The following is a 12,597-nucleotide window of genomic DNA, read 5'->3' as shown; positions in this document are numbered from 1 at the left end:
AGAACACGTTTCGGTCATTGGTCAATGGTTGGAATCCGGCTTGTGACCCCCGGATTCGGCGGTCACCCGATCCGCGGCGGCCACGAGCGCCGTTCCGCGACGATCGATCTCGGCGCCGGTGATGGAAGCTCCGACATACATCGTCAGCACCATGTTCTGCCTGCCGTCGCCGCCGTAGGTGGGTGCCGCGAGGAGGCTGACCGGATGTTCCTTGCGCGGGCGCAGATCAGTGCCGAGATAGACCCGCTCCCCGAGGCTGGTCACCAATTCGCCGACGAGTTCGCGCACCTCATTGGGCAGATCGCTGGCCGCGACCCCGGCCAGCAAAGCGTACAGTCGCCGACCCGCCGCGGTCAGGCTTTCGACCAGGTAGCCGCGCTCGCGGCACTCCGCCACGATCCGGCGTAGCCGGGCCTCGTCCTGGCGTAGCGGCACCGTCGGCGGCTTGTGCAACCAGGCATCGAATGCCGCGTCGGTATCCCAGAGCACGTACATCAGACCGACCGGCGGTGCGAAATGGTAGGCCGCACCCACCTTGACCAGGCCCGGACCGGTGCTCTCCAGCACCATGATCTGCTCGCCGACCACGGCCGATGCGGTACAGGTGGTGCGGTAGAGCGCGGTGAGTTTCTCCAGTTCGCCGCGCGCGATGGAGGCGATGGCGAAGCTGTCCTGTGCGACTCGGCCCGCGGCGATAAGCGCAGGTCCGAGGCCGTAGGTGCGGGTGCTCGGGTCGCGCATGAGATAGCCGCCCGCGGTCAGTTCGGTGAGGATGCCCAGGCAGGTCGGTTTGGCCAGGTCGAGTTCGCGGGCCAGTTCGGAGAGTCCGAAGCGTTTGCCGCGCCGCTCCACGAAGAAATCCAGCACTTGAACCACCCGTGCGGTCGGGGCGGATCGGCGGGCAACCATGGACAACTCCTAGAACAGGTTCTAATCTTGCTCATATCGAAATGTACCAGAGTGGTACATATTTGGAACAGCTACTTCGGAGAAGCCTCTTGCTGACACAGCCGTTCGCGGAAGCCATCGCCGCCGCCGAGGAAATCATCACCGGCGCACCGCATATTCGGACCGAACAGGACCTCGTCGAGGGCTACGACTACCTCGCGGGCAGTATTCGCGCCTCCATCCAGATGGCGTGGGCCTTCGAGCGGGACTTTCCGTTCTTCGTCATGTCCACCGGGCCGTATACGAAGATGGGTCTGGACAACCCGGACACCCTCTACTTCCATTCATATCTGCGTCCCGACGCCGAGTATGTGGTGACCGGGACGCGCGGCACCACCCGCGACCTCAGCTTCCAGGTGCTCAACGGCAACTACTCGCCGGTGGACGTCCCCGACAGCGAGACCGCCTTCGATGCTCGCGCCCTCGATATCGCGGCCGACGGCTCCTATCAGCTCCGTCTCGGGCCAGGCGAGGCGCGCCGCGGCTACGTCCATCTCGCGCCCGACTCCGCCATGCTCGTGGTTCGCGAGGTATACAGCGACTGGGCCATCGAGCAGGCGGGCACGATTCGCATTCAGCGGGTGGACACAATCGGCGACGCACCGCCGCCGCTGACCAGGGATCTGATGAGCAAGCGCTATGACATCGCGGGGAAAATGCTGGTCTCGCGGCTCAATACCTTCCTGGCGTTCCCGAAGTGGTTCTATCTCAACCTGCCGGTCAACACGATGACCGAACCGCGCTCCACCCCGGGCGGGCTCACCACCCAGTTCTCCTCCGTCGGCCATTACGAACTCGACGACGATCAAGCGATGATCCTCACGGTGCCGAAATCGGATGCGCCTTACCAGGGTTTCCAACTCGGCAGCATGTGGTACCTGTCGCTCGACTACATCAACCACCAGACCAGTCTCACCGCCGACCAGGCGCGCGTGGATCCGGACGGGATGATCCGGCTCGTGATCAGCGAGCGAGATCCGGGACTGACCAACTGGATCGAGCGCACCGGCCATGCGCGCGGGTACCTGCAGTTCCGCTGGCAACAGCTGTCGCGGGATCTGAAGCCCGAGGACGGGCCGACGGTGGAGGTGGTATCAGTCGCCGAATTGCCCGAGCGGCTGCCGTACTACCAGGAAGCTCGGATCGCACCCGAGGATTGGAAGGCGCGGATCGCGGCGCGTCAGGTTGCCGTGGCGGAAAGGATGCTCGGCTGATGTTGTTGCAGGACAAGGTAGTTGTCGTCTCCGGCGTCGGCCCGGGGCTCGGCCGGGCCATCGCGGTGCAGAGTGCGCGCGCTGGAGCGGATGTAGTGCTGGCCTCGCGGACCGAATCGCGGCTGACCGAGGTGGCCAAGGAGATCACCGAACTCGGTAGGCGCGCGGTGGTGGTGCCGACCGATATCAATGATGAAGCGGCCGTGACGAATCTGGTCGAGACGGCACAAAGTGCCTTCGGCCATGTCGACACCCTGGTGAACAATGCCTTCGCGATTCCGCCGATCACCGATCTGGCCGATGTCGATCTCGATGATGTGCGCGCCGGTTTCGAGACGAATGTGCTTGCCGCACTGCGCTTGACGCGTCTGTTCGTGCCCGCGCTCACCGAGTCGAAGGGTTCGGTGATCATGATCAATTCGGCGGTGCTGCGGCATTCGCGGCGCACCTTCGGGCCGTACAAGATGGCCAAGGCGAGTCTGCTCGCGCTGGCTCAGAGCCTGGCCACCGAGCTCGGGCCGAAGGGCATTCGGGTGAATACCATTGCGCCCGGCTACATCTGGGCCGACAACTTGAAGTGGTACTTCAACTATCAGGCCAAGCAGCGCGGGATCACCCCCGAAGAGGTGTATGCCGAAACGGCCGAGACGATCGATCTGCGCAAGCTGCCCGAGCCCGATGAGATCGCTGACGCCGTCGTCTTTTTCGCCTCGTCGCTGGCGCGGGCGATCACCGGCGCCTGCCTGGATGTCAATGGCGGCGAATACCACCACTAGGAGATGACTGTGATCGGCAGAGACGACGTCGGCACCATCGACGATCTGCACGCCTCGGCGACCAAGGTCGTCGGATTGAGCGATTTCGGCGACGACGGCTACCGCGAGGGGCTGGCAGTGCTGCTCGAGTCCTATGCCAAGGAGGCTGAGCTGACGCCCTTCGGGAATAAGGTCAATCGGGCCTTCCTGCGAGGTGCGCTGATCGCTCGGCTGCTGAGTGAGGCGGCGTGGCAACGCTTTCCGGAACATGCCGAGGTCGCGATCGAGCGCCCGATCTTCGTGACCGGACTGCCGCGTTCGGGTACCACGGCGGTGCATCGGCTGCTCAACGCGGATCCGGCGCATCAGGGCCTGGAAATGTGGCTGACCGAGATGCCGCAACCGCGGCCGCCGCGCGAGACCTGGGCGGACAATCCGGTGTATCAGCGGATCGAGGCGGCATTCGAACAGCACCATGTGGAACATCCGGAATTCATGGGCGTGCACCATATTTCGGCGGACCAGGTGGAGGAGTGCTGGCAGCTGCTGCGACAGTCGTTGATGTCGGTATCCTACGAATGCCTCGGCTATGTGCCCGGATATTCCGAATGGTTGCGCGAACAGGATTGGACCGATGCCTATCGCAGGCATCGGCGCAACCTGCAGTTGATCGGGATGCCCGATGCCGACCGGCGCTGGGTTTTGAAGAACCCGAGTCATTTGTTCGCGCTGGACGCGATCTTCGAGGTATATCCGGATGCGCTGGTGATCCAGATGCACCGGGATCCACGCACCATCATCGCCTCGGTATGCAGTCTGAACGAGCAGGCCTCGGCCGGGTGGTCGGAGAAGTTCCGCGGTCCGGTCGTCGGTGCGGCGCAGTTGGATCTGTGGGCCAGGGGCGCGGATAAGTTCCTCGCGGACCGCAAGCGGCACAATCCCGCTCAATTCTGCGATGTGTACTACGACGATTTCATCGCGGACCCGATCGGCACCGTCGGATCGATCTACCGGCACTTCGATATCGATCTGAGCTCAGCGGCCGAAGCCGCGATGACGGCATTACATGCGGAAAGCACCACCGGGGCGGCCCGTCCCGTGCACCGCTACACGCTGGAGGATTTCGGCCTCACCGCCGATCAGGTCGACGCGCGCTTCGCCGAATACCGCAACAAACATTTCCCGACGAGCTAGGACATGCGAGATCAGGTGGAATTTGCGATTTCACCTGATCTCGGTTCTCACTGCTGACCTGGTTTGAGCACGATGAACAGCCCTTTCGCCTCGGCGCAGAGGCGTTCGCCGTCGTGCAGGGTGGCCCGGACATAGACCTTTCGGCCCTCCTGCCGTTCGGTCCAAGCGTGCACCCGCAGTTCGGTGTCGAGGGGAGTGATGGAGCGGTAGTCGACGGTGAGCGACGCGGTGCGGGTCACCTGGCCCGCGTGCACCGCGGCGGCCATACCGAGCAGATCGTCGAAGCCGACCGCGACCTGTCCGCCGTGGGCGGCATTATTGCCGCCCAGGTGGAAGGTGCGAAAGGTGATGCGGGCTTCGATGCCGTCCTTGCCCGCCTTGTCGACGACGAACGGCGGCAGCGTGATGTTGCCGCGGGAGGGCAGGTCGACCCTGGTCCAGGTCGGCGCGGACCATTCGTCGACGATTGCCGTATCCAACTTGTCGTTGAGCTGTTTGAGGATGCCGATCGTCTCCAGCGCGAGCTCATCGGTCGGGCAGGCCAGCCTGGCCCGATCCATCAGACTGCGCACTTGCTCGACGAACGCACCATAGTGCGGCCCGCCGCGCGAAATATCGAGCTCGTCCAGCTGTGCATTGATCAGCTCCGACATCGGCCGGAACCCGCCCTCATGGTGTTCTTTGCTCGGCAGCGAGTTACCGACCTGCTCTTCGTTCATGTAGAACACGTTATCGGTTGCCGGTCGAATGCTCGTTCGGTGGGGCTGGAGCAGCGTCGCATCGGCCGTACGCCATGGCTGGTTGCGCGCGTCGACACGATGGCCGAATGCGGGGGCGGGGTGGGCTGGCCTAGTGTGGGTACTCGTTGTTCATCAGGTCTTCCGAAAACCCCCACCGCGGGGCGGGTCGATGGGTCGACCATCGGGTCGTCGCCGAACGGTGTCGCTGGCGAAAGGCTTTGTCCCGTATGCACATTGCGGCTGTTGTTTTTGATATGGACGGCGTTCTGATCGACTCCGAGCCAGTGTGGGAGCAGGTGCGCCGCGCGTACGTGGCGGAGAAGGGCGGGCGCTGGCTACCCGATACCCAGCAGCGCTTGATGGGGATGAGTACGGGGGAGTGGTCGGACTATCTCAGCGGTGAACTCGGTGTCGGTGCGACGCCGGATATCGTGGCCAATGACGTGATCGATCGGATGGCCGAGCACTACGAGAAGTCGGTGCCGCTGCTGCCGGGGGCAGTTGAGGCGGTGCAGCGCATCAGCGAACACTGGCCACTCGCGGTGGCCAGTTCGTCGCCGCGCAGTTTGATCGACACGGTGCTCGGCCGCACCGGGCTGATCGAATTCTTCGGCGTCACCTTCTCGACCGAAGAGGTCGATCGAGGTAAGCCCGCACCGGATGTGTACGTGGCGACGGCCGCCTTCATGCGGCACAAATCCACCGAATGTGCCGCCGTCGAGGATTCGAGCAATGGACTGCGCTCGGCACATGCCGCGGGGATGCGTGTTATCGCCGTGCCGCGCCCGGAATATCCGCCTGCGCCGGACGCCCTTGCCCTGGCCGCCGAGGTGATCGACACCCTCGACAAACTCACCCCCGAAATCGTCGCCGGAGGGTGAGACCGACTCGCCGATCATCCAGACCACCGAGGTCTTCCAGTGCGGACGCATGCGCCCCCGTGTCGGCGATCGGGTTCGATTCCGGTGCGATTCGGAGCCGAAAACCATCGCCACAGCGCCCGCAGAACCGCTTGGTTATCGAGTTCATCGACACCCGCCGGTAGACGCGACCTCGCGGTCTGCGCTCTGAACCCCTTTCATGTGGGGCCGTAAGACGCGCGGATCCCGGGACAGGGGTCAGGGCTGGTAGGACTCGAGCAGGGCGCGGGCGGCGGCGGTGAGGTCGGCTTCGAGCCAAGTGGGGAGGGCGGGGGCCTGGGCGTGGCGGCGCAGGGCGGCGTAGGGCAGGTCCACCACGGCGCGGCTGACGGCGTCGATTTCGCGCTCGCCGTCGCGGCCGAAGCGGGCGGCGGCGATGCGGCGCAGGTGCTCGATGAGCGGTGCGTTCATTTCGTCGAGCCGGGCACGGAACTCCGCGTCCGGTCCGCCGTCGAGCAGATCACTGGGGCGCAGGTTCAGCAAAAGCCTCGCGTCGTCGGGTAATTCGCGACCGAAGCGAATGCTCGCCACGGCCATTGCGACACCGGCCTCGACCGGATCCGGATCGGTGGCGGCGGACTTGACGCGGTCCTGGAAGCGTTCGAGCGCGCGCAGCCAGGCCGCGGTCAGCACGCCGTTGCGGTTGCCGAAGCGGTGATAGAGCGTACCGACGGGTGCACCACTGGCCGCGGCGATCGCCGCGACGCTGGCGGCGCGGGGGCCATCGGTGAGTACGAGGGTGCGCGCTGCGTCGAGGATCACGTCGGTGTCGTGCTTGCGGGGAGGCGCCATGTACTAGTACGTTCCTTCTATATGGAGCGATTGTCCTACATAGATGAGCATGCCAGATCGGTGGAAGCGAATCGCGATCGGGCGTGGAAAGCCTTGCTGAAGGTTGTCTGCAAGGATCCGAGCGATCCCTCGAAGACGCCGGTCGGCTTCGTGCTCGACGCGGCCGAGGAGCCCGCTCGGCTGGCACTGCGTGGGCGGCACTGGTTCTCGCGCTATGCGCTGGTCTTCGAACTGGACGAGCAGGGGCCGAGCCGGACGTTGCTGCGAGCGCGCAGCTGGGCCGAATTCCCAGGTCTGCACGGAAAAATTTACCGCGCGTTGGTCATCGGCACCGGCGGCCACAAGATTGTGGTGCGCGATATGCTGCGCCGAATCGCGGCCGCGGCATGATCCCGGGGTTGGTCTGGGGTGCCACCGAGGCCGAATGCGAACTCCCCCTGCCATGTGACGAGGTGCAACCTGGTGAGGTGCAGGCGGATCGGGCCATCAGCATTGATGCGCCACCCAGCGTGGTATATGGCTGGCTGTGCCAATTGCGGGTCGCCCCTTACAGTTACGACCTGCTCGACAACTTCGGCAGGCGCAGCCCACGCCACCGTGATCCGGCGCTGACCGAACTCGAGGTGGGACAGCGGTTCATGTCCACGTTCACCCTCGTCTCCTTCGCGCTGTGCCGCCATATCACCCTGGTCTCCGGCAACGTCTGCGTCACCTACGCGGTGCGACCCGAAGCGCACGGCACCCGACTGATGGTCCGAATGCATTGCGGCGCACCGTGGATTGTCGCCCGCGTGCTGGCCCTCGGCGATGTGGTCATGATGCGCAAACAGTTGCTGACGTTGAAGGAGTTGGCCGAGGCCGAGGTATCGCAATAGCGGTTACTCACATCCGGCCATGCGGTCCAGCAGCAGCGCCTGTTCGGCATTGTTCCCGGTCAGCTCCGCCGCGCGGGCGAATTCGGCCCGCGCTTCGGCTGGTCGACCGAGCCGGTCGAGCAGGTCGCCGCGGACAGCGGGGAGCAGGTGATAGTTGTCCAATGTGCCGGTGGCGACGAGCGCGTCGACGAGTTCGAGACCCGCGGCGGGTCCGTGCACCATGCTGACCGCGACGGCTCGATTCAATTCGACGATCGGGGACGGAAAGCGTTCGGCGAGAACCGCGTACAGGCCTGCGATGCGCCGCCAGTCGGTCTCCTCGGCACTCGGCGCCATGGCATGCAATGTGGCGATCGCGGCTTGCAGCGCATAGCGGCCCGGCCGCAGCCCGCGATTACGGCTGGCCGCATGGGCCCGGCCCAGCGCTGCGAAACCACGTCGGATCAGCAGCTGATCCCATCGGGAACGCTCCTGATCCGCCAGCAGGACAACGGTTTTCGTGGGACTCATCCGTGCGGCCGAGCGCGAGGCCTGTAATTCCAGCAGCGCGGCGAGGCCGTGTGTTTCCGGTTCGTCGGGCAGCAGATTCGCCAGCATCCGCGCCAATCGCAAGGCGTCCTCACACAATTCGACGCGGATCCAATCATCGCCCGTCGTCGCGGAATAGCCTTCGTTGAAGATCAGGTACACGACCTCCAACACCGAATCCAAACGCCTGGCCAGCTCGTCACCCTGCGGCACCGCATATGGCACGCGCCTGGCGGCGATGGTGCGTTTGGCCCGCACAATGCGTTGGGCGACAGTCGATTCGGGTACGACGAAGGCGCGAGCGATCTCGTCGGTGGTCAATCCGCCGAGCAACCGCAGCGTCAATGCCACCCGGGCCGGTTGTGACAGCACCGGATGGCAAGCCGTGAAGATCATGCGCAGCAGATCGTCCTCGATATCCTCCGCCGACTCGGGCTCGGGAGCGGTCCGCAGTTCATGGCCGACCAGCGTCAGCTTCCGGGCGAGGTTCTGATTGCGCCGCACCCGATCGATCGCTCGATGTTTCGCGGTGAGCATGAGCCAGCCGCCCGGATTCGGCGGCACGCCTTCGCGCGGCCACTGTTCCAGGGCGGCGACCAGCGCGTCTTGGGCCAGTTCCTCGGCGGCGTCGATATCGCCGACTGTCCGGGTCAGCCCGGCTACGAGGCGCGGCCATTCCATCCGCCACACGGTTTCGACGGCATCGCGGATCTGCTCGGGCGGCCGGCTCATCTATCGGATCAGCCCTCGACGACCTGTCGAATCTCGACCTCGATATTCCACTCCGGCCCGTGCACGCTCAGGAAGCGCGAGGTCCATTCCACCGCCTCCTGCTTCGTCTTCGTCTGCAGCAGGCAGTACCCGCCGACGACTTCCTTCGACTCGGTGAACGGTCCATCGAGCACGGTCTGCTTACCGCCGACCTGGGTGATCTTGGTGGCTTCGGTGATCGGATGCAGACCGGCGGTATCCAACAGCACCCCGGCCTTGGTCATCTCCTCGATCACCTTGTTGACCTGCTCGATCAGCGCCTCGTCGGGAACCGGCGCATCCGTCGGATCGACTCGGATCAGCATCATGTGTCGCATCTGGCCATCCTTGGTTCGGTGGTCGGCTTGTCCGACCCTCACTCAACGCATCGAACGGCATCGGCTCGAATCGACATTCTCTCGAAAATTCTTCCAAAAGGCACATTTGTCACGCGGGCCAGGCCCGCACAGCGGCCCGCGCGGTCCAGCGGCCGTCGTCGTAGCGGACTGCCACCGGGTGGTCGAAGGCCGCGCTCACAGTGTCCGTCGTGACCGTCTCGGCGGCGGGACCGGCGGCAACTGTCCGGCCGTCGGCGATCAGCAGTGCGTGGGTCGTGGTGCTCGGCAGCTCCTCCAGATGGTGGGTGACCAGGATCGAGGCGACCTCGGGATGGGTTTCGCCGAGCGCGTCGATGGTCTCCAGGAGTTGTTCACGAGCCGCCACATCGAGTCCGGTGGACGGCTCGTCGAACAGCAGCAGGCGCGGCTCGGCGATCAGGGCGCGCGCGATCAGGGTTCGGCCGCGTTCGCCCTGGGACAGCGTCGGCCAGATCTCCTCGGCCTTACCTTTGAGACCGACGGTGTCGATCATGGCGTCGGCGCGGCGCAGATCCTCCAGTGTCGGCGTCCAGCGCATCGGGGTGTCGATGGTTGCGGTGATGCCGGTGAGCACGACCTCGCGGACGGTCAGCGGATACCGCAGTGGATGGCGCGGATTCACATGGCCGATCGAGTGGCGCAGTGGGGCCAGATCGACTCGGCCCATCCGCTGGCCGAGGATATCGACGGTGCCCGAGGTCGGGAAGGTGACCGCGGCGCAGAAGCCGAGCAGGGTGCTCTTGCCCGCGCCATTGGGTCCGAGCAGTGCCCAGTGTTCGCCCGCGTGGACGGTCAGCGAGATGCCGTCGATGATCTGTTTGCCTTCGCGGCGGAAGGTGACCTCGGTCAGTTGCAGCACTGGGGTTTCGGGCATGAGAGATCTCCGTTCGGTCATCAGGTGAACGCGTCTTTCAAAGCGCTCAAGTGCCTTCGGCTGAATTCGGCTGCGGCACTGGGGTTTCGATGTGCGATCGCATCCGTGAGCCGAATGTGCGCGTCGTGGTCGGTGGGCTCCGAGGGGACCGGGCGGATCTTGAGCATATCGATCATCGCCACCCGGAGTCGGGGGAGGAAGCTGTCGAAGAGTTGGGTGAGCACATCGTTGTGGGCGGCGACGATGACAGCACGATGGAATGCCATATCGGCATCGACATGGTCGGCGATCGGTTCGCCGTGCGCCTCGCGCGCGGCCAGGGCCCGGCGGATGGCGCGCAGGTCGGCCGGGGTGCGGCGCTGCGCGGCCAACGCCGCGGCCTCGGCCTCGATCGCGATGCGGGCTTCGATGACCGCCGCGATGGTGGCACGGCGCAGCACCACATCCCAGTCCTCGGTGACATCCAGCGCGGTCACGAAAACCCCCGCCCCCTGACGACTGTCGAGCACGCCCTTACCCGCCAATTCGCGGATCGCCTCGCGCAGGGTCGAGCGGCCGACGCCGAGCTGCGCGGCGAGGGTCGTTTCACCCGGAAGGCGATGTCCCAGTGGCCATTCCCCGCTCCGGATGCGGGTCAGCAGCAGTTCCGCCGCCTGTGCCGCGAGCGGATGCCGCCGTACCTGCGAGACCATCCGAACCTCTCTACTTGTCTGAGGAGTTGTGTATAGTCTAGCAATCATGCGCACCATGCTTCTGCTCAGCCGCCACGGCGGGGCCTAACGACCGGCCGCCCGCCGTGGGGCTTCGTCGTGGCCGGTCCCCGTTCTCTGTGACGGCCCCGAAGGCCAGGAAGCAGCAATCATGACCATGTTCCGCACCATTGCCACGCCAGCGGGTGCCGTTCCGCATGTCGCTCCGGCGTGGAACAGACAGCGGCATTCGCAAATGCCGTCGCACCGCTACCGCAACGTCTACGATCGGGTGGAAGTGCCACTCGCCGAACGTGATTGGCCGAATGTCCGGCTCACCCACGCGCCGCTGTGGGTGCCGGTCGATCTGCGCGACGGCAATCAGGCGTTGGCCGAACCCATGGATCCGGTGCGCAAGCAGCGATTCTTCGAACTGCTGGTTGCCATGGGCTACAAGGAGATCGAGGTCGGCTACCCATCCGCATCGCAGACCGATTTCGATTTCGTCCGCCTGATCGCGCGCACCGATATCGCGCCGGAGGACGTCACGATCGTGGTATTCACACCGGCCCGACGCGATCTCATCGAGCGCACGGTGGAATCGGTGCGCGGCATCCGCAACGAGGTCGTCATCCATATGTACACCGCGACAGCGCCGGTATGGCGAAATGTCGTGCTGGGCAAGGATATCGGCGAACTGCGCGAGTTGATCGTCTCCGGTGGCCGCGACGTGCTCGAATTCGCCGGTGATCTGCCGAATGTGCGGTTCGAATTCTCCCCCGAGGTATTCAACCTGACCGAACCGGATTTCGTACTCGACATATGCGACCGCATGACGACCCTGTGGGGCGCCACTGCGCAGCGGCCGGTGATCCTGAATCTGCCTGCCACGGTGGAGGTTGCGACACCGAATGTGTACGCCGACCAGATCGAGTACATGCACAAGAATCTGGCGCGTCGCGACAGCGTCATCCTGTCGGTGCACCCGCACAATGACCGGGGTACCGGTATCGCGTGCGCGGAGTTGGCCGTACTCGCCGGAGCCCAGCGCGTGGAAGGCTGCGTTTTCGGCAATGGCGAACGCACCGGCAATGTCGATATCGCGACCCTGGCGCTGAATCTGCACGCGCAGGGCATCGATCCGATGATCGACTTCTCCGATATCGACGAGATCCGCAGGACCGTCGAGTACTGCACGCGTATGCCGATCCACGAAAGGCATCCCTACGTTGGCGATCTCGTGCACACCGCGTTCTCCGGCACCCATCAGGACGCGATCAAGAAGGGTATGGCCGAACATCGCGAACGGGCGGCCGCGACCGGTATCGACGAACGTGAACTCGATTGGCATGTCCCGTATCTGCCGATCGATCCGGCCGATATCGGGCGTGGCTATGACGCGGTGATCCGGGTGAATTCCCAGTCCGGCAAGGGCGGCATCGCATATCTGCTGGAGTCCGAATACGGCCTGGAACTGCCGCGTCGACTGCAGATCGCTTTCGCGCGGAACGTGCAGGCGCGTACCGATGACACCGGTCTCGAGATCACCGCCGCCGAACTGTACGAGCTGTTCGAGGCGACCTATCTGCATACCTCGGCGGAGTCGGTCGAGTTGACGCAATGGCGGACGACCGACGCGTACACCGAGGTCACGCTGAGCGTTGGCGGTGTCACTGAGCGTAGCGAACATCGCGGTGTCGGTCCGATCGAGGCGCTCACCGCGGCATTGGCCCGGGTGGGGTACCCGGTCGAGGTGCTCGGCTTGACCCAGCAGTGATCGGGGCGGGCAACGCCGGGACCGCGATCACCTACCTCGAGTACCGCGTCGGTGCGCAGACCGGATGGGCCTGCGGAAGCAGCGATTCCGTCCTCACAGCATCGCTGGCCGCCGTCATCCGAGCCGCGAACGCGATAGTCTCCTAACGGGTACCAATACGATAT

At 64.9% G+C, this 12,597-nt stretch carries 14 protein-coding genes; 7 read left to right on the top strand and 7 right to left on the bottom strand.

The window, feature by feature from the left end; translation table 11 throughout:
- Nucleotides 1-21: 21 nt before the first annotated feature.
- Nucleotides 22-909, bottom strand: coding sequence for a helix-turn-helix domain-containing protein (locus tag AB0J47_RS11035; protein ID WP_364343528.1), 888 nt, complete (start codon nt 907-909; stop codon nt 22-24).
- Between the two features lie 89 nt (nt 910-998).
- On the opposite strand from AB0J47_RS11035, the gene AB0J47_RS11030 reads away from it, so the two are divergent.
- Genes AB0J47_RS11030 through AB0J47_RS11020 form a run of 3 tightly spaced genes read left to right on the top strand, consistent with a single transcriptional unit; the run spans nt 999 to nt 4,111 of the window.
- Nucleotides 999-2,162 (top strand): hypothetical protein, encoded by a 1,164-nt coding sequence (locus AB0J47_RS11030; RefSeq protein WP_364343525.1) that lies wholly within the window; start codon nt 999-1,001, stop codon nt 2,160-2,162.
- Nucleotides 2,162-2,938, top strand: a complete 777-nt coding sequence (locus AB0J47_RS11025) for an SDR family oxidoreductase (RefSeq protein WP_364343522.1) — start codon at nt 2,162-2,164, stop codon at nt 2,936-2,938. Before AB0J47_RS11030 ends, AB0J47_RS11025 begins: the two co-directional genes overlap by 1 nt.
- A gap of 9 nt (nt 2,939-2,947) precedes the next feature.
- Nucleotides 2,948-4,111 carry a sulfotransferase gene (locus AB0J47_RS11020; protein WP_364343519.1) on the top strand — a complete coding sequence of 388 codons (1,164 nt, stop codon included), beginning with the start codon at nt 2,948-2,950 and terminating at the stop codon, nt 4,109-4,111.
- A 47-nt stretch (nt 4,112-4,158) separates the two neighbouring features.
- Here AB0J47_RS11020 and AB0J47_RS11015 read toward each other — a convergent pair whose 3' ends face one another.
- The gene (locus AB0J47_RS11015; RefSeq protein ID WP_364343516.1) at nt 4,159-4,830 is read right to left on the bottom strand and encodes a PaaI family thioesterase; all 672 of its coding nucleotides are present in this window, start codon (nt 4,828-4,830) and stop codon (nt 4,159-4,161) included.
- 248 nt (nt 4,831-5,078) lie between these two features.
- Here AB0J47_RS11015 and AB0J47_RS11010 point away from each other — a divergent pair, with 248 nt between their 5' ends.
- On the top strand, nt 5,079-5,732 hold the full coding sequence (locus tag AB0J47_RS11010; RefSeq protein WP_364343513.1) for an HAD family phosphatase: 654 nt from the start codon (nt 5,079-5,081) through the stop codon (nt 5,730-5,732).
- A gap of 237 nt (nt 5,733-5,969) precedes the next feature.
- Here AB0J47_RS11010 and AB0J47_RS11005 read toward each other — a convergent pair whose 3' ends face one another.
- Nucleotides 5,970-6,563 (bottom strand): TetR/AcrR family transcriptional regulator, encoded by a 594-nt coding sequence (locus tag AB0J47_RS11005; RefSeq protein WP_364343510.1) that lies wholly within the window; start codon nt 6,561-6,563, stop codon nt 5,970-5,972.
- A gap of 21 nt (nt 6,564-6,584) precedes the next feature.
- Here AB0J47_RS11005 and AB0J47_RS11000 point away from each other — a divergent pair, with 21 nt between their 5' ends.
- Together AB0J47_RS11000 and AB0J47_RS10995 are read left to right on the top strand one after the other, a co-directional pair.
- Complete coding sequence (locus AB0J47_RS11000) at nt 6,585-6,953, top strand: hypothetical protein (protein WP_364343507.1); 369 nt, start codon at nt 6,585-6,587, stop codon at nt 6,951-6,953.
- Nucleotides 6,950-7,438 (top strand): hypothetical protein, encoded by a 489-nt coding sequence (locus AB0J47_RS10995; protein ID WP_364343504.1) that lies wholly within the window; start codon nt 6,950-6,952, stop codon nt 7,436-7,438. Before AB0J47_RS11000 ends, AB0J47_RS10995 begins: the two co-directional genes overlap by 4 nt.
- Before the next feature lie 3 nt (nt 7,439-7,441).
- On the opposite strand, the gene AB0J47_RS10990 is transcribed toward AB0J47_RS10995, so the two are convergent.
- The 4 genes from AB0J47_RS10990 to AB0J47_RS10975 all read right to left on the bottom strand — a co-directional run bounded on the left by AB0J47_RS10990 (nt 7,442) and on the right by AB0J47_RS10975 (nt 10,659).
- The gene (locus AB0J47_RS10990) at nt 7,442-8,698 is read right to left on the bottom strand and encodes a sigma-70 family RNA polymerase sigma factor (RefSeq protein ID WP_364343501.1); all 1,257 of its coding nucleotides are present in this window, start codon (nt 8,696-8,698) and stop codon (nt 7,442-7,444) included.
- A gap of 8 nt (nt 8,699-8,706) precedes the next feature.
- Entirely contained in the window at nt 8,707-9,054 is a 348-nt protein-coding gene (locus tag AB0J47_RS10985) for a YciI family protein (protein WP_364343498.1), read from the bottom strand.
- Nucleotides 9,055-9,163: 109 nt separating this feature from the next.
- Nucleotides 9,164-9,967, bottom strand: a complete 804-nt coding sequence (locus AB0J47_RS10980) for an ATP-binding cassette domain-containing protein (protein ID WP_364343489.1) — start codon at nt 9,965-9,967, stop codon at nt 9,164-9,166.
- A 20-nt stretch (nt 9,968-9,987) separates the two neighbouring features.
- The gene (locus tag AB0J47_RS10975) at nt 9,988-10,659 is read right to left on the bottom strand and encodes an FCD domain-containing protein (RefSeq protein WP_364343486.1); all 672 of its coding nucleotides are present in this window, start codon (nt 10,657-10,659) and stop codon (nt 9,988-9,990) included.
- A 169-nt stretch (nt 10,660-10,828) separates the two neighbouring features.
- Here AB0J47_RS10975 and AB0J47_RS10970 point away from each other — a divergent pair, with 169 nt between their 5' ends.
- Nucleotides 10,829-12,433: a 2-isopropylmalate synthase gene (locus tag AB0J47_RS10970; protein WP_364343483.1), complete on the top strand. Its 1,605-nt coding sequence runs from the start codon at nt 10,829-10,831 to the stop codon at nt 12,431-12,433.
- Nucleotides 12,434-12,597: the final 164 nt, after the last annotated feature.

This window comes from Nocardia sp. NPDC049737 (assembly GCF_040674755.1).
GTDB lineage: Bacteria > Actinomycetota > Actinomycetes > Mycobacteriales > Mycobacteriaceae > Nocardia.
The sequence above is the reverse complement of the archived record's forward strand: the minus strand, read 5'-3'. Positions and strand labels throughout refer to the sequence as shown.

Excerpts from the sequence above, each read along its gene's own strand:
- AB0J47_RS11035 (WP_364343528.1), bottom strand. The coding sequence starts at position 909 with ATGGTTGCCCGCCGATCCGCCCCGACCGCACGGGTGGTTCAAGTGCTG.
- AB0J47_RS11025 (WP_364343522.1), top strand. The coding sequence starts at position 2,162 with ATGTTGTTGCAGGACAAGGTAGTTGTCGTCTCCGGCGTCGGCCCGGGG.
- AB0J47_RS11015 (WP_364343516.1), bottom strand. The coding sequence starts at position 4,830 with ATGAACGAAGAGCAGGTCGGTAACTCGCTGCCGAGCAAAGAACACCAT.
- AB0J47_RS11010 (WP_364343513.1), top strand. The coding sequence starts at position 5,079 with ATGCACATTGCGGCTGTTGTTTTTGATATGGACGGCGTTCTGATCGAC.
- AB0J47_RS11005 (WP_364343510.1), bottom strand. The coding sequence starts at position 6,563 with ATGGCGCCTCCCCGCAAGCACGACACCGACGTGATCCTCGACGCAGCG.
- AB0J47_RS11000 (WP_364343507.1), top strand. The coding sequence starts at position 6,585 with ATGGAGCGATTGTCCTACATAGATGAGCATGCCAGATCGGTGGAAGCG.
- AB0J47_RS10995 (WP_364343504.1), top strand. The coding sequence starts at position 6,950 with ATGATCCCGGGGTTGGTCTGGGGTGCCACCGAGGCCGAATGCGAACTC.
- AB0J47_RS10990 (WP_364343501.1), bottom strand. The coding sequence starts at position 8,698 with ATGAGCCGGCCGCCCGAGCAGATCCGCGATGCCGTCGAAACCGTGTGG.
- AB0J47_RS10985 (WP_364343498.1), bottom strand. The coding sequence starts at position 9,054 with ATGCGACACATGATGCTGATCCGAGTCGATCCGACGGATGCGCCGGTT.
- AB0J47_RS10980 (WP_364343489.1), bottom strand. The coding sequence starts at position 9,967 with ATGCCCGAAACCCCAGTGCTGCAACTGACCGAGGTCACCTTCCGCCGC.
- AB0J47_RS10975 (WP_364343486.1), bottom strand. The coding sequence starts at position 10,659 with ATGGTCTCGCAGGTACGGCGGCATCCGCTCGCGGCACAGGCGGCGGAA.
- AB0J47_RS10970 (WP_364343483.1), top strand. The coding sequence starts at position 10,829 with ATGACCATGTTCCGCACCATTGCCACGCCAGCGGGTGCCGTTCCGCAT.